The sequence below is a fragment of the Microbacterium sp. genome (genome assembly GCF_035687345.1).
Classification (GTDB): domain Bacteria; phylum Actinomycetota; class Actinomycetes; order Actinomycetales; family Microbacteriaceae; genus Microbacterium.
In genome coordinates, this window is sequence record NZ_DASRXZ010000129.1 from 16,297 (window position 1) to 31,118 (window position 14,822).

Below are 14,822 nucleotides of genomic sequence, written 5' to 3' on the forward strand. Positions count from 1 at the left end.
ATGACCGACCGGACCATCGGCTACATCGTCGGGAGCATCTCGTCCACCTCGATCAACCGTCGCCTCGCGAAGGCGCTGGAGCGCCTGGCACCCGAGGGCACGACGCTCGTCGAGATCCCGATCAAGGACCTCCCCTTCTACTCTCCCGACTACGACGCCGACTATCCGCAGGTCGCCCGCGACTTCAAGCAGGCCCTCGCCGATGTCGACGGCGTCATCATCGTGACGCCCGAGTACAGCCGCTCGATCCCCGGCGTGCTCAAGAACGCCCTCGACTGGGCCGCCCGCCCGTGGGGCCAGGGCTCGTTCAACGGCAAGCCCACCGCCGTCATCGGCACCTCCGGCGGCGGCATCGCCACCGCGGCGGCGCAGCAGCACCTCAAGGCGATCCTCAGCCACTTCAACGCCCCCACGCTCGGTCAGCCGGAGGGCTACGTGCAGACGACGCCCGGTCTGTTCACCGAGGACGGCGAAGTCACCAACGAGCAGACCGCCGAGTTCCTCACCGCGTACCTCGAGGCGTTCCTCGCCCTCGTCGACCGCTACGCGCCCGCGCGCGAGGCCGCGGTCGCCGCGTAATCGCACCAGACCCTCCGGATGCCCCGGCCCGGCGCCCTTCGTGGCGCGGGGGTCGGGGCATCCGTCGTCTCGCCGAGCTCTTCGTGGCCACCTGGACCGCCCGGACCAGGTCAGGCGAGCCCGTGGCGGTGGGCGTAGACGACCGCGGCGACGCGGTCGCGTACGCCGAGCTTCTGCAGCACGTTCGATACGTGCGTCTTGACGGTGGCCTCGCCGATGTGCAGGCGTGCCGCGATCTCGGCGTTGCTGAGCGCGCCGGCCACCAGCCGGAGCACCTCACGCTCACGCTCGGTGAGCTCGACCTGGATCCGAGTGCCCGAGACCGGCGTGCTCAACTCCGGAGAATCCGGCGGTGCGGCCTCAACACGCGGGCTTCCGGCCGCGTTGCGCGAAGGTTCTCCGGAGTTGCGCACCCCTGGCGCCGCGAAGCGCTCGATCACACGGCGCGTGACCTCGGGCGCGAGCAGCGCATCGCCCGCCGCCGCGACGCGCACGGCCGACACGAGCTCCTCGGGTCCGGCGTTCTTCAGCAAGAAGCCGGATGCCCCGGCGGACAGCGCCGAGAACAGGTAGTCGTCGCGGTCGAACGTCGTCACGATGACCACCGCCGCGTCGACCGAGGGATCCGCGACGATGCGGCGCGTCGCCTCGATGCCGTCCATGTCGGGCATCTGCACGTCCATGCACACGACGTCGGGGCGAGAAGCGGATGCCGCGGCCACCGCCTCCGCCCCGGTGGCGGCCTCGCCGACGACCGTGATGCCGTCCTCGGCCTCGAGGATCATGCGGAATCCCGCGCGCATGACGGCGTGGTCGTCGACGAGGAGCACGCGGATCGGAGAGCCCGTCACGCCGAGACTCCCGCGGTCTCAGCCGGTGCCGACTGCTCGACCGGCACGCGCAGGCGCACGAGGTATCCGCCGCGCGAGCGTGGGCCGACCTCGATCGTGCCTCCTGAGACAGCGGCGCGCTCGCGCATGCCGACGATGCCGAGACCTGCGCGGACGGGCGCGCTCGAGCGACCCGTGTTGGCGACCTCGAGCTCGACCGCGTCGGGCTCGTAGCGCAGGCGGACGTCGGCCGTGGCATCCGGTCCGCCGTGGCGGCGCGCGTTCGTGAGCGCCTCCTGCGCGACTCGATACACGTTCACCTGCACGACGGGGGGCAGCGCCGCGACGGGGTCGCCGACGACCGTGTACGTGGTGGGGAGCCCGTTCTCGCGCGCGTGCTCGACGAGCTGCTCCATGTCTGCGAGGCGCACGGTCGAGGCATCCGGAGTCTCCCCCGCGGGCGTGCGCAGGGTCTCGAGCAGCTGGTGCAGCTCGTCGAGGGCAGAGCGGGCGGATGCCTCGACCCCGAGGAGCGCTTCGCGCGCGGCATCCGGATCGCGTTCCAGCACGGCACGGGCCGCCCCCGCCTGCACGCCCATCGCCGACACGTGGTGGGCCACGACGTCGTGCAGCTCGCGCGCGATGCGCACGCGGTCGAGCGCGACCGCCTGCGCCGCCGTGACCTCGCGCTCGTGCTCGAGCTCGGCGGTGCGGTGCTGGAGCGCCGCGCGCTGGAGCGCCGCGCCGTGCGCGCGGTCGCCCATGTAGTACGCGCCGCCGAAGAACGCGACGTTCACGAGCAGCTGCATGAGCATGAATGCCACGAACGGCGAGAAGGCGCCCGAGCGGGAGAAGCCGACCTCGTCGGCCGGCGCCGTCGCGGCCTGGAACATGGTCACGAGCAGCCACGCGAACATGCCCACGATGATCGCGACGCGGACGATCGTCGCGCGGCGACGGTCGTCGACCCACGCGCCGACCGTGTACATCGCGATGAACAGGGCGATGTTGCCGACGTAGAGCTCGGGCAGGCGGAACGAGCCGGCGACGAAGAACGCGAGAGCGACGAGGATCGCGGCGATCTCGGGGTACCGGCGGCGCACCGCGAGCGGGATGGTGAGGGCGGCGGCGTACACGAGCCCCCACTCCATCCCCGGGGTGTCTTCGCCGAAGACGCCGGCGGCGGCGCCGAGCGCCGTGCTGAGCACCGCGGCGACGAAGAGCGCGGCGGCGAGCCAGATGTCGCTCCGGTGCTCGCGCGCGGTCGCGGGGATGCGGCGCGTGGGCGCAGCGGTCGAGTCGGACATGCCTCCACGGTACGGGGGAGGTGGGGGTGGGGCATCCGTCGCACGGGGGAGAAGCGATGCGGCGCGGGACGGCCGAACTGCGGTGAAAGCGCCGGGCTCGATCGGGCAATGACCGCCCCGTGCGGGCGCCGACCCGCGTTTGGGCCCGGCGCTTTCACGCACCCCGCCCTGGACGGGGCCCTCGGCTGACGTACTTGCTATTGACAAGTATGCTTGTCTTTTGCAAGTATCGGCGGGAGGCGGCGGCAGCCGCATCCCGACCGACAAGGAGCACGGCAATGACGCACATCTTCGTCAACGTCCCCACCGACGATCTCGAGCGGGCGAAGGCGTTCTACACGTCGCTCGGTGCGACCATCAATCCCCTGTTCACCGACGAGAACGCCGCGTGCATCGTGTGGGACGACAACGTCTTCATGATGGTGCTGCACCGCGACTACTTCGCGACGTTCACCGACAAGCCGATCGCCGACGCCAAGACGACGGCCCAGGTGCAGATCGGACTCAGCCGCGAGTCGCGCGAGGCGGTCGACCAGGCCATCGAGGCCGGCCTCGCCAACGGCGGCTCCGAGCCCCGTCCCGCGCAGGACTACGGCTTCATGTACAGCCGTGACCTCGACGACCCCGACGGAAACGGCCTCGCGTTCATCTACATGGAGCCGCAGGCGGCCGCCCAGGGCCCCGAGGCGTTCCTCGCGCAGCAGGGGCAGAACGCGTAAGTGGCCTCCCGCAGTTACGGGCAGTACTGCGGGGTCACGACGGCCGTCGAGCTGATCGGCGAGCGCTGGGCTCTGCTCATCGTGCGCGATCTGCTCGTCGGTCCCCGCCGGTACACCGACCTCAAGCAGGGGCTGCCCAAGATCCCCACCAACATCCTCTCCACGCGGCTCAAGGAGCTGCAGGAGGGCGGCGTCGTGCGCCGCGTGCCGCTCGTGAACTGCGGACTCGTGTACGAGCTGACGCCGTACGGGCGCGAACTCGAGCCGATCGTGCTGGCGCTCGGACGATGGGGGTTCCAGCAGATGGGCGAGCCCGAGCCGGGTGACGTCGTGACGGCCGACTCGCTCACGATGGCGCTGCGCACGGCGTTCCAGCCGGATGCCGCGGCGGCTCTCCCGCCGGCCGACTACGAGCTGCACGTGGGCGACGTCGCGCTTCGCGTGCAGGTCGACGGGCGCGACCTGCGCATCGCGCAGCTGGCTCCGCCGGCCCCGCCGATCGGCGGACGGCTGCCCGACGGCGACCCCGATCTCGTGTTCGCGGCGGGCCCCGGCATCCGTCGTGTCATCTCGGGCGAGCTCACGCCCGCCGACGCGATCGACCAGGACGTGCTCGCCGTCGTGAGCGGTGACGGCTCGCTGCTCGACCGGTTCGCCGCGACGTTCCACATTGACCCGGGAGTCGCGCTCGTCGCGTGAGCCCGACCGAAGACCAGCCCGACCGAAGACCACAAGGAAGTGACCCCATGACCGGACGCATCACGATCGACCTCTTCACGACCCTCGACGGCGTCGCCCAGGCACCGGGCGGCCCCGAGGAGGACACGTCGAACGACTTCCCGTACGGCGGCTGGCAGGCGCCGTTCCCCGACCGCGTGCTCGGGCAGCAGATCGGCGACGGCATCGAGGCGATGGACGCGCTCGTGCTCGGCCGCCGCACGTACGACATCTTCGCCGCGTACTGGCCGAAGCACACCGAGGGCGATGCCGAGGGCCGCATCGGGCGCAAGTTCGACGCGATCCCGAAGTACGTCGCCTCGCGCGGCAACCCGAAGCTCGAGTGGCAGGGCTCGACACTGCTCGGACCGGATGCCGCCGCCGAGGTCGCCGCGCTGCGTGACCGCCACGAGAACATCCACGTCATCGGGAGCGTCGACTTCGTGCAGACGCTGCTCGCCGCAGACGCGTACGACGAGCTGCTGCTGTGGGTGCATCCGATCGTCATCGGCCAGGGCAAGAAGGTGTTCCCGGATGGTGCGAAGCCTGCGACGCTCGAGCTGCTCGCGCCGCCGCTGGTCGGCGACACCGGGGCCGTGCTGCTGCGCTATCGCCCTGCGGGACCCCTGCGCACAGGCGACATGACTCTGCCCGAAGACGGCGCCTGATCGGATCGCCGCCGGATCGCCGCCGGATCGCCACCGGATCGCCCGGCTTCGGGCGTGGATCCGCGGCGCCCGCGCGCGGAGCCGATAGCGTGCCGATGTGCACGCGGATGCGCCGTCCACCACCGAGGAGAAACGCCGACGGGATGTGCCCGTCGGCGTGGTGATGGTGGGCATCGCCGCGATCGCGTGGTGGCCCGCCTTCACCCTCGGCGTGTGGGGTGAGATCTTCTTCGACGACGTGCTCGCGCTGTGGGCGGCATCGACGGCGGCGTTCGTGTTCGTGCTCGTCGAGAAGCGCCCGGTCGGCGTGCGGCTCGCGCGAGCGTTCCTCCTGTTGCTGCCGACCGTGTGGCTCGTGCTCAACTTCGCGGTCGCCGACGAGACCACCGACATCACGATCCTCATCGTCGACATCGTCGCGCTGCTCGCGGTGCTCGCCGGCATCCCGTTCACGCTGTGGGTGCTCATCGGCATCGTGTGGCCCGACTTCGCGCACGAGACGAGCACCAGCACGAAGTGGCTCATCGCCCTCGTGATCCTCGGCATCTGTGTCGCGTCGTTCCTGCTCGGCCTCAACCAGGAGCACTTCCTCACGTGCGAGGACTTCGCGATCAGCGGCAAGTCCGACCCGCCGCACTGCACGCCGGCTCCGACGGGCTGATCGACGAGACGGATGCCGCGCCGCGGCATCCGCGAGGTCAGAAGATCATCGGGCGATCGTCGTCGTCGGGCCCGCCGAAGTCGAGGTCGACGACCACCGGCACGTGGTCGCTGGGGGCCTCGCCCTTGCGCTCGTCGCGGTGGATCTGCGCGCCCGCGACCGCGTCGGCGAACGCCTTCGAGCCGAGGATGAAGTCGATGCGCATGCCCTGGTTGCGGGGGAAGCGCAGCTGCTTGTAGTCCCAGTACGTGTAGCCGGTCGGCACGAGCGGGCGCACGACGTCGGAGACGCCGGCCGACTCGAGGGCCGCGAACGCCTCGCGCTCGGGCGGCGAGACGTGGGTGGAGAAGCCCGGCACGACCGCGGGATCGCCGTTGTCGGCATCCGTCGGGGCGATGTTGAAGTCGCCCACGAGCGCGAGCGGTAGATCCGGGTTCGCCTCGAGGGTCTCGCGCGTGTACCCGGTGAGCGCGGCGAGCCAGTCGAGCTTGTAGAAGTAGTGCGGGTCCTGCAGCGTGCGGCCGTTCGGCACGTAGAGGCTCCACACCTCGACGCCCTCGATCGTGCCTCCGATCGCGCGGGCCTCCTGCGGCGCATCGGGACCGTTATGGCCCTTCGCGAAGCCGGGCATGCCGGGGAACGCGGTGCGCACGTTCTCGATCGGCGCGCGGCTCGCGATCGCGACGCCGTTCCACTGCGAGAAGCCGTGCGCCTCGACGTGGTAGCCGGCCTCTTCGAACAGCTCGTAGGGGAACTGCTCGGCCTTGCACTTGATCTCCTGCATCGCGAGCACGTCGATGTGCTCACGCACCGCGAAGCCGAGGATGCGGTCGACACGGGCGCGGATCGAGTTCACGTTCCAGGTGGCCAGGCGCATGGGTTCAAGCCTATTCCGGGCGTCGGACGCCGAGTTCGCGTTTCGACTCTTGCCGCGGCGGGGGCGCGGTGACATGCTCGTCCAAACCCACCGAAGAAAGGTGACTATGCGCAAACCCGCGCTCGCCGTCGCTGCAGCAGCGGCGGCTCTGTTGTTCATGTCCATCAGCACGCCGGCACAGGCCGTCACCAACGGCGTGCCGGACGGCGACGGCCACCCCGCCGTCGGACTCATGGTGGCCTTCCAGGACGGCGCGCCCGCCTGGCGATGCAGCGGAACGCTGATCTCGCCGACGCTCTACCTCACGGCCGGCCACTGCACGTACGGCGCCGACCACGTCGAGGTGTGGTTCGACGACGACCTGCGCGACGCCGCGGCGACGGGCTACCCGTTCACGGGCGACGTCTCGGGGACGCCGTACACGCACCCGGAGTACGACGACGCGGCGTTCTACCTGCACGACCTCGGGATGGTCGTGCTCGACGAGCCGGTCGACATCGACCCGCAGTACTTCGGCACGCTCCCGACGCTGAACCAGCTCGACAGCCTCGCGACGAAGCGCGGCAAGCAGGACGTGACCTTCACGGCCGTCGGCTACGGCCTGCAGAAGAGCTTCCCGGATGCCGCGTCGTGGAAGGACCAGGCGGAGCGCCTGCGCATGGTCTCGCACCCGAAGCTCAACCAGATCAACACGGGCTTCACGGGCGACGGCTCGCTCCTCCTGTCGAACAACGCCCACACGGGCGGCACGTGCTCGGGTGACTCGGGTGGACCAACGTTCATCGGCACGTCGCTCCAGCTCGCGGGCGTCACCTCCTTCGGGCTCAACGTCACGTGCGCCGGCACCGGCGGCGTGTACCGCATCGATCGCGCGGACGACCTCGCGTTCATCGGTGAGTTCCTGAACTGACCTGAGGCGGCCGGCGAGGGCCGGGGCGACGCGTTCGCTCCGGCCCCTCGTCCGCGCCGGGGCCGCGGTCGCCGCATCCGTCCCCCGCCTAGACTCGTGCGCATGACCGTCGCCTCCACGCCCGAGCTCGAAGCAGACCGCCAGTACCTCATCGCCCTCATCCAGGACGAGGCGGTGTTCCACGGCGACTTCACGCTCTCGAGCGGCAAGAAGGCGACGTACTACGTCGACATGCGCAAGCTCACGCTCGACCACCGCGCGGCGCCGTCGATCGGGCGCATCATGCTCGACCTCATCCGCGACGTTCCCGACATCGTCGCCGTGGGCGGGCTCACGCTGGGCGCCGACCCGATCGCGAACGCGATCATGCACGAGTCGGCCCGCACGCCCCGCCCGCTCGACGCGTTCGTGGTGCGCAAGGAGCCGAAGGATCACGGGCGCGGCCGACAGGTCGAAGGCGCGGATGTCGCGGGCAAGCGCGTCGTCGTCGTCGAAGACACCTCGACCACCGGTCAGTCCGCGCTCAAGGCGGTCGAGGTCCTGCGGCGCGAGGGCGCCGAGCCCGTCGCGGTCGCGGTGATCGTCGACCGCAAGACGGGGGCGCAGGCCGCGGTGGAGGCCGAGGGGCTGCAGTGGCTCGCGGCGATCGACCTCGACGATCTGGGGCTCGAGCCGCAGTAGTCCGGGAACCTGTCACACACCGGAACCGGCCGGTGTCTCCATGTTCAACGAGCAGGACACCACACGACATGGAGGACGACATGGCCACCGACACCCGCATCCCCGCCGCGGAGATCACCGGCGTCTACGGCGCGATCGTGAAGGCGTTCGCGAAGAAGATGATGGGCCGTGTGCCCGACTCCGTCGGCATTCTGTGGCAGAACCAGCGCGTCATGAAGGACGCGATGGGCATCGGCCAGAAGGTCGAGAAGTGGGACCAGCTCGACCATGAGCTCGCGACCTACGCCGCGATGGCGGCAGCCGCGACCGTCGGCTGCAGCTTCTGCCTCGACTTCAATTACTTCCTGTCGCGCGACCGCGGCCTCGACGTCTTGAAGGTTCGCGAGGTGCCGCGCTGGCGCTCGTCCGACGTCTTCAGCCCGCTCGAGCGCCAGGTGATGGAGTACGCCGAGTTGGCGAGCCAGACTCCGCCGGCGGTCACAGACGAGCTCTCCGACGCGCTGCTCGAGCAGCTCGGTGCCCCGGCGCTCGTGGAGCTCGCGGCGCGCGTCGCATTCATGAACATGTCCGCCCGCATGAACATCGCGCTCGGCATCCGCTCGGAGCACTTCGCGGATGCGTGCGGCATGCCGGCCCTCGCCGACCGCACGCCTGTCGGCGGCGCCGCGTAGGCTCGGGCCGATGAGCACCGTCGACGAGGAGGACCCGTTCGTCACGCACCGCGGACTGCTGTTCACGGTCGCGTACGAGCTGCTCGGCTCAGCCGCCGACGCCGAGGACGTCCTGCAGGAGTCGTGGCTGCGGTGGTCGGCCGTCGACCGCGACAGCGTGCGCGAGCCGCGCGCGTATCTCGTGCGCATCGTGACGCGCCAGGCGCTCAACCACCTGCGCACGCTGTCACGGCGTCGCGAGGACTACATCGGCGAGTGGCTCCCCGAGCCGCTGCTGACGAGTCCCGACGTGGCCGACGATGTCGAGCTGGCCGAGAGTCTGTCGATCGCGACCCTCACCGTGCTCGAGACGCTGAGCCCGCCCGAACGCGCCGTGTTCGTGCTGCGCGAGGTCTTCGACGTCCCGTACGACGAGATCGCGGATGCCGTCGGCAAGACTCCCGCGGCCGTGAGGCAGATCGCCCACCGTGCCAAGGACCACGTCGCGGCGCGCCGCCCGCGCATGAGGGTCGCCCCGGCGGAGCACGAAGCCGTGGTCGAGCGCTTCGTCGCCGCGTTCAACACCGGCAACGTGCAGGACCTCATGGACGTGCTCGCCCCCGATGTCGTCTCCGTGGCCGACAGCGGCGGCAAGGTCAAGGGCGCGGCACGGCGTCCGCTGCACGGTGCCGACAACATCGTGCGGTACCTCGCGGGCAGCCTCGAGAAGTTCCCGGGGACGATCGAGGCGAAGCCGACGTGGGTCAACGGACTCCCGGGCATCCGCGTCGACGTCGACGGTCACCTCGCCGGTGTCGTGAGCCTCACGATCGAGGACGGTCTCGTCACCCGCATCTTCTCGATCGCGAACCCCGACAAGCTCCGCCGCGTCGATGAGGAGGCCGCCGTCGGGCGGTGACCGGCCCGGTCACCGAGCGAGCGAAGCGAGACGAGGTGCTCCCGCGCCGACTCACGCCGTGAGGGCGATGTACTTCTCCTCGAGGAATTCGTGGATGCCCTCGAACCCGCCCTCTCGGCCGATCCCGCTCTGCTTGACGCCGCCGAACGGCGCGGCAGGATCGCTCACGACACCGCGGTTGACGGCGACCATGCCTGCCTCGAGCCGTCGGCCCACCGCGACGGCTTCGCGCTCGGGCCCGAACACGTAGGCCATGAGCCCGTAGATCGTGTCGTTCGCCATGCGGACGGCTTCGGCGACCGACTCGTACCGGACGACCGCGGTCACCGGTCCGAAGATCTCGGTGGTCGTGATCGTGTCGCCGTGGTGGACGTCGGTGAGCAGCGTCGGCGCGTAGAACGCGCCTCCGGCGACCGGCTTCCCTCCGCAGGCGAGCTGCGCCCCCTCATCGAGAGCGACCTCGACGAGGGACGCGATCTTGTCGCGCTCGGCGATGGATACCTGCGCCCCCAGTGCATGGGTGCGCTCGCGGCCCGGGCCGACGCTGATGCGTTCGAGGGCGGCGCGGAGTCGTTCGACGAACGCGTCGTGCAGTGAGTCGTGCACGTAGAAGCGGTTGGCCGCGGTGCAGGCCGAACCCCCGTTGCGCATCTTCGCGAGCAGCGCGCCCTCCACGGCGACGTCGAGGTCCGCGCCCGGAAGGACGATGACCGGCGCGTTGCCTCCGAGCTCCATCGAGGCGCTCACGACCGTGTCGGCGCACGCGTGGAGGAGATCTCGCCCGACCTCGGTGGACCCCGTGAAGGAGAGCTTGCGCACTTCGGGCCGATCGATCATCCGCTTCACGAGCGGGCCCGTCGGCACGGGTGTCACGAGGTTCACGACGCCCTTCGGCGCGCCGGCGCGCTGGAGCGCGTCCACGATGTACGCGGCCGTCAGCGGCGTCTCGCGTGCGGGCTTGAGCACGGTCGTGCACCCGGCGGCGAGGGCCGGTGCGAGCTTGCGCGTCGCCATCGCGGCAGGGAAGTTCCACGGGGTGATGAGCAGCGAGACGCCGATGGGCGCGCGATCCACGACGATGCGCTTGCCGCCGTCGGGGGACAGGCGGTAGTCGCCGGAGATGCGCACGGCCTCCTCGGAGAACCAGCGGAAGAACTCGATCGCGTACGAGGTCTCGGCGACCGCATCCGCCCATGACTTGCCGTTCTCCGCCACGATGACGGAGGCGAGCTCGTCGGCGTCGCTCCGAAGCGACTCGAAGACCGCTCGCAGCAGTTCGCCCCGCTCGCGAGGCGGTGTGGCGCCCCAGCTCGGCTGCGCCGTCGCCGCGGCGTCGACCGCGGCATCGCAGTCCTCCGCGGTCGCGACGGCGAAGCGCGCGATGGTCGAGAGGTCGGCGGGATCGACGACGTCGAAGCGCTCACCGGATGCGCCGGCGTGCCATTCTCCGTCGATGAACAGGTCGCTGCGATAGGTCATGCCGTCCTCCTGAGGGCGAGCGTTCCGGCGAAGGCCGAATCGAGGATCTCCCGCAGCAGCTCCTCGCCGGCGGGGACGGGTGCGATGCCGACCAGACGACGCGACTCGAGTGCGAGCTCCGCGATCTGCGGGAGGTGCTCCCGCTCGATGCCCAGGGCGCGCAAGCTCGACGGCACCCCGATCGCGTCGTTGAGTCCGCTCAGCGCGGTGATGACCGCATCCGGGTCGGCGCCGACGCCCATCGCGTCGCCCAGCACGCCGATGCGCTCGGCCGTGGCCGGATCGCGGCGGAGCGCGTCGACGATGTACGGGAGCAGCAGGCCGGTGCCGAGCCCGTGCGGTGTGCCGGTCGCGGCGCCGATCGGGTATTGCAGCGCGTGCGAGAGGTGGGTTCCCGTGGGGCCGAACGCGATCCCCGCCTGCAGCGACCCGATCGCCATCTCCTCGCGCGCCCGACGATTCGCGGGCTCGCGGACCGCGATCGGCAGCCACGCGTGGATGCGTGCCGCCGCCTCGAGGGCGAGCGCGGACGTCAGCGTGTTGCGCCCCGTGAACACAGGCAGCTCGTCGTTCCAGGGAGACCGCAGATCGGCGGCGGTGAACGATTCGACGGCGTGCACGAGCGCGTCCACGCCCGCGAACGCGGTGACCGAGGCGGGTGCAGCGAGCGTCAACTCGGGATCCACGAGCGCGGCGGCCGGGATCAGATGCGGGCTGGAGATGCCGACCTTCATGTGCCGCCGCGGGTCGGACACGACGGCGACGGGGGTCACCTCCGAGCCGGTCCCCGCGGTGGTCGGCAACGCGATCACAGGCAGCACGGGCCCGGGCACAAGGTTCTCGCCGTAGAAGCGCGACAGCGGCCCGCCGTGCGTGACGAGCAACGCGACGAGCTTCGCGGCGTCGAGGGCGCTCCCCCCGCCGGCCGCGATGATCGCCTGCACGCCGAGCGCGGCCGCGGTGTCGGCCGCCGCCGTGAGCGAGTCCACCGGGAGCTCGGGTCTGATGTCGGAGTACACGTGCACACGCACGCCGTGGGCCTCGAGGGAGGTCTGCAGCTCGATCCACAGCGGCGAGCTCGTCAGGAACGGGTCGATCACCGCGAGCACGCGCTGCGTGCCGTCGGGCAGCGTGTGCAGCAGCTGCGCGCGTGCACCGAACCCCGCGTGCACGCGCGGCGGCAGGCGCAGGGTTCCCGTCGTGACCGAGTCGGTCATGAGACGCTCACCGACCTTCCCGCCCGGACGGCCTCGCGGGCCGCGGCGCCCAGCAGGCCGGCGTCGTTTCCCATGAGCACGAACCGGAACCCGACGTCGACCGCGGCGCGCACGGCGTCGGCACCTGCTCCGCCCGCACCGCCGACGGGCACGCCCTCGGCGGTGGCCTGGGCGACGGCATCCGTCATCATCTCCCGCACACGCGGGTCCGATTCCTGGATGCCTTCGCTCATCGACAGGTCGGCGGCCCCCACCAGCACGGCGTCGACGCCCGGTACGCGGGCGATCGCACGGGAGTTCCGGATCGCCTCGGCGCTCTCGAGCTGGGCGATGAGCACCGCCTCCTCCTGGCCGAAGCGCACGTACTCCTCGCGCGGCAGCGCCCCCCATGCTCCGGCGCGGCTCGTGGCGCCGACGCCGCGCACTCCGTGTGGCGGGAAGCGCACGTATGAGGCCGCGGCACGTGCCTGATGCTCCGTGTCGACGTGCGGGACCATGATCCCCTCGGCCCCCGCGTCGAGGACGCGCTGCACGATGCCGGGCTCGAGGGCGGGGATGCGCACGATCGGCGAGACCCCGGACAGCAGGCCGACTCCGATGAGGTCGTAGGCCGTCTCGAGGTCGATGGGCGAGTGCTCGAGGTCGATCACCGCGAAGTCGAATCCGGCCAGGGCGATGAGCTCCATGCTGGCGACGGTGGGCAGCTTGACCCACGTCCCGAGCGCCGGCCCTTCGCCCTGCAGGGCCGCACGGAAGATGCTGCGCCGCGTCATCGTGCCGGGTAGTCGTCGGCGTTCAGCACCCATCCCGCCTCCGAGAAGTCCTCGCGGGGCGGCGAGAAGATGTCGATGAGCTGCTGGTGGGGGCCGATCCCCTGAGTCGTATGGACGGTGGGGGGCGGGATGATGCAGATCGACGGCGTCGCGATCTCACGGCTCTCGTCGGGCCGCCAGCGGGTCGAGTCGGGCCCCCAGGGGTAGCGGATGTGGTGCACGAACCGGCCCTTGACGGCGAGCGAGATCTGCTCGAAGTCGTCGTGGTGGTGTGGCGAGAGCTTGCGCGGATTCCGCGGCTCCGGCTCCTCCGCGAGGAAGTTGACCATGAGGTTCGTGGTGCGGAAGATGCGACCGAACCGGCCCTCGGCGATCGGCGTCTCGGCGAGACGGTACACCCGCAGCCGGAACCCGCCGACCGGGTCGGGCCAGGGCACGAGCGGAGCGGCGCGCAGGTCGGGCTCGGCGTACGCCGCGGCGTTCAGCGCACCCTCCCGCAGGTCGTCGGCGAGGGCCGAGAAGAGCCGGATCACGACGCCGTCTCCCTCGACGCGGATGTCGCTGTCGCCCGGGGGCACGACGATGAGCGCCTCCTCGGCGACCTGCGCCTCCTCACGCCCGGCGGTCACCGCGACCGGCGCGCTCTCGGAGTACATCAGCACCGTGTACTCGTCCGGCTGGCCGCGGCGGGACAGCACGTCGCCCTTCTTCGCGAGCGAGTAGGCGATGACGGCGTTGGCGGCGCGCGCCACCCACGTGCGACCGCCGAGCGGGGTCGTCTCGGTGGGCTCGTGCGCGAAGAACTCGATCCACTGCGCCGGCTTGATCGGCGTCGAGGGGTCGACCGAGCGGGCGGGCTCCGCGGTGGCGAGGGTGGAGCGGATGTCGTCTGTGGCGTACGGGGTCATGCGGTGACGCCTCCTTTCCGGACCCGGCCGCGCAGCGCGAGGATCTCGCGCGCCTCGTCCGGGGTCGCGATCTGCTTTCCGAGGTCTTCGATCACGCCGCGGATCTTGCGGACCTGCTGCGCGTTCGACTCCGCGAGGCGGCCCTTCCCGATCCACAGGCTGTCTTCCAGTCCGACGCGCACGTGCCCGCCGAGCCACGCGCTGTGGGTCGCGAACTGCATCTGGTCCCGCCCCGCCGCGAAGGCGGAGAAGGAGTAGTCCGAGCCGAACAGCTTGTCGGCGATGCGCACCATGTGCTCGAGGTTCTCGTGGTGCGCGCCGATGCCGCCGAGGATGCCGAACACCCCCTGGATCAGCAGCGGGGGCTTCGCGAGGCCCTTGTCGACGAAGTGGGCGAGGGAGTACAGGTGTCCGATGTCGTAGCACTCATACTCGAACCGCGTGCCGAGGTCGCCGAGCGTGCGGATCGTGTGCTCGATGCGGTCGAACGTGTTGATGAACGGATGCGAGTACGTGTTGAGCACGTACGGCTTCTCCCACTCGTACCGCCACTCGGTGACCTTCTCGGCGATGCCCGAGTACACGAAGTTCATCGACCCCATGTTGAGCGAGGCGAGCTCGGGCCGGAACCGCGTCGCGGCGGCGAGGCGCTCGTCCATCGTCATGGCGCTCGAGCCGCCGGTGGTGATGTTGATGACGGCATCCGTCTCGGCCTCGATCACGGGGACGATCTGCTCGAACACCTCCGGCTCGAAGGCGGGACGACCGTCCGGATGCCGCGCGTGCAGGTGCACGATCGCCGAACCGGCGTCGATCGCCTCCAGCGCAGCCGCGAGGACCTGCTCCGCCGAGAGAGGTAGGGGCTCTGCGACGGCACGTTGACCGAGCCGGTCACGGCCGTCGTGATGATGACCTTCTCGGCGGGAC

General features: G+C 70.7%; 17 protein-coding genes. 9 read left to right on the forward strand and 8 right to left on the reverse strand.

Annotation, left to right across the window (positions count from 1 at the left end):
- On the forward strand, positions 1 to 579 hold the full coding sequence (locus VFF97_RS15140; protein WP_325034328.1) for an NADPH-dependent FMN reductase: 579 nt from the start codon (positions 1 to 3) through the stop codon (positions 577 to 579).
- Between the two features lie 110 nt (positions 580 to 689).
- On the opposite strand, the gene VFF97_RS15145 is transcribed toward VFF97_RS15140, so the two are convergent.
- Both VFF97_RS15145 and VFF97_RS15150 read right to left on the reverse strand, forming a co-directional pair.
- Positions 690 to 1,382 (reverse strand): response regulator, encoded by a 693-nt coding sequence (locus tag VFF97_RS15145; protein ID WP_414684274.1) that lies wholly within the window; start codon positions 1,380 to 1,382, stop codon positions 690 to 692.
- 44 nt (positions 1,383 to 1,426) lie between these two features.
- Entirely contained in the window at positions 1,427 to 2,716 is a 1,290-nt protein-coding gene (locus VFF97_RS15150; RefSeq protein ID WP_325034330.1) for a sensor histidine kinase, read from the reverse strand.
- Between the two features lie 278 nt (positions 2,717 to 2,994).
- Here VFF97_RS15150 and VFF97_RS15155 point away from each other — a divergent pair, with 278 nt between their 5' ends.
- The 4 genes from VFF97_RS15155 to VFF97_RS15170 all read left to right on the forward strand — a co-directional run bounded on the left by VFF97_RS15155 (position 2,995) and on the right by VFF97_RS15170 (position 5,481).
- Complete coding sequence (locus VFF97_RS15155; RefSeq protein WP_325034331.1) at positions 2,995 to 3,435, forward strand: VOC family protein; 441 nt, start codon at positions 2,995 to 2,997, stop codon at positions 3,433 to 3,435.
- Complete coding sequence (locus VFF97_RS15160) at positions 3,436 to 4,134, forward strand: helix-turn-helix domain-containing protein (protein WP_325034332.1); 699 nt, start codon at positions 3,436 to 3,438, stop codon at positions 4,132 to 4,134.
- 47 nt (positions 4,135 to 4,181) lie between these two features.
- A complete protein-coding gene (locus tag VFF97_RS15165; protein ID WP_325034333.1) occupies positions 4,182 to 4,820 on the forward strand; it encodes a dihydrofolate reductase family protein in 639 nt (212 codons plus the stop codon).
- 97 nt (positions 4,821 to 4,917) lie between these two features.
- On the forward strand, positions 4,918 to 5,481 hold the full coding sequence (locus VFF97_RS15170) for a hypothetical protein (protein WP_325034334.1): 564 nt from the start codon (positions 4,918 to 4,920) through the stop codon (positions 5,479 to 5,481).
- A 37-nt stretch (positions 5,482 to 5,518) separates the two neighbouring features.
- Here the strand turns inward: VFF97_RS15170 and VFF97_RS15175 are convergent, their stop codons facing one another.
- Entirely contained in the window at positions 5,519 to 6,358 is an 840-nt protein-coding gene (locus VFF97_RS15175; protein WP_325034335.1) for an exodeoxyribonuclease III, read from the reverse strand.
- A 106-nt stretch (positions 6,359 to 6,464) separates the two neighbouring features.
- Here VFF97_RS15175 and VFF97_RS15180 point away from each other — a divergent pair, with 106 nt between their 5' ends.
- The 4 genes from VFF97_RS15180 (at position 6,465) to VFF97_RS15195 (ending at position 9,518) form a co-directional block, all read left to right on the forward strand.
- A complete protein-coding gene (locus VFF97_RS15180) occupies positions 6,465 to 7,268 on the forward strand; it encodes a S1 family peptidase (RefSeq protein WP_325034336.1) in 804 nt (267 codons plus the stop codon).
- Positions 7,269 to 7,370: 102 nt separating this feature from the next.
- Positions 7,371 to 7,949 carry an orotate phosphoribosyltransferase gene (gene pyrE / locus VFF97_RS15185; RefSeq protein WP_325034337.1) on the forward strand — a complete coding sequence of 193 codons (579 nt, stop codon included), beginning with the start codon at positions 7,371 to 7,373 and terminating at the stop codon, positions 7,947 to 7,949.
- Positions 7,950 to 8,029: 80 nt separating this feature from the next.
- On the forward strand, positions 8,030 to 8,620 hold the full coding sequence (locus tag VFF97_RS15190) for a carboxymuconolactone decarboxylase family protein (protein WP_325034338.1): 591 nt from the start codon (positions 8,030 to 8,032) through the stop codon (positions 8,618 to 8,620).
- A 10-nt stretch (positions 8,621 to 8,630) separates the two neighbouring features.
- Positions 8,631 to 9,518, forward strand: coding sequence for an RNA polymerase sigma-70 factor (locus VFF97_RS15195; RefSeq protein ID WP_325034339.1), 888 nt, complete (start codon positions 8,631 to 8,633; stop codon positions 9,516 to 9,518).
- Between the two features lie 51 nt (positions 9,519 to 9,569).
- On the opposite strand, the gene VFF97_RS15200 is transcribed toward VFF97_RS15195, so the two are convergent.
- From VFF97_RS15200 to VFF97_RS15220, 5 genes are read right to left on the reverse strand one after another with little or no spacing between them, the layout of a single operon-like run.
- A complete protein-coding gene (locus VFF97_RS15200; protein ID WP_325034340.1) occupies positions 9,570 to 10,997 on the reverse strand; it encodes an NAD-dependent succinate-semialdehyde dehydrogenase in 1,428 nt (475 codons plus the stop codon).
- Positions 10,994 to 12,214, reverse strand: coding sequence for an iron-containing alcohol dehydrogenase (locus VFF97_RS15205; protein WP_325034341.1), 1,221 nt, complete (start codon positions 12,212 to 12,214; stop codon positions 10,994 to 10,996). The genes VFF97_RS15200 and VFF97_RS15205 overlap by 4 nt, the downstream gene beginning before the upstream one ends.
- Positions 12,211 to 12,987 (reverse strand): HpcH/HpaI aldolase family protein, encoded by a 777-nt coding sequence (locus tag VFF97_RS15210; RefSeq protein ID WP_325034342.1) that lies wholly within the window; start codon positions 12,985 to 12,987, stop codon positions 12,211 to 12,213. The genes VFF97_RS15205 and VFF97_RS15210 overlap by 4 nt, the downstream gene beginning before the upstream one ends.
- Complete coding sequence (locus VFF97_RS15215) at positions 12,984 to 13,895, reverse strand: hypothetical protein (protein WP_325034343.1); 912 nt, start codon at positions 13,893 to 13,895, stop codon at positions 12,984 to 12,986. Before VFF97_RS15215 ends, VFF97_RS15210 begins: the two co-directional genes overlap by 4 nt.
- Complete coding sequence (locus VFF97_RS15220) at positions 13,892 to 14,719, reverse strand: 3-keto-5-aminohexanoate cleavage protein (protein WP_325034377.1); 828 nt, start codon at positions 14,717 to 14,719, stop codon at positions 13,892 to 13,894. Before VFF97_RS15220 ends, VFF97_RS15215 begins: the two co-directional genes overlap by 4 nt.
- Between the last annotated feature and the right edge of the window lie 103 nt (positions 14,720 to 14,822).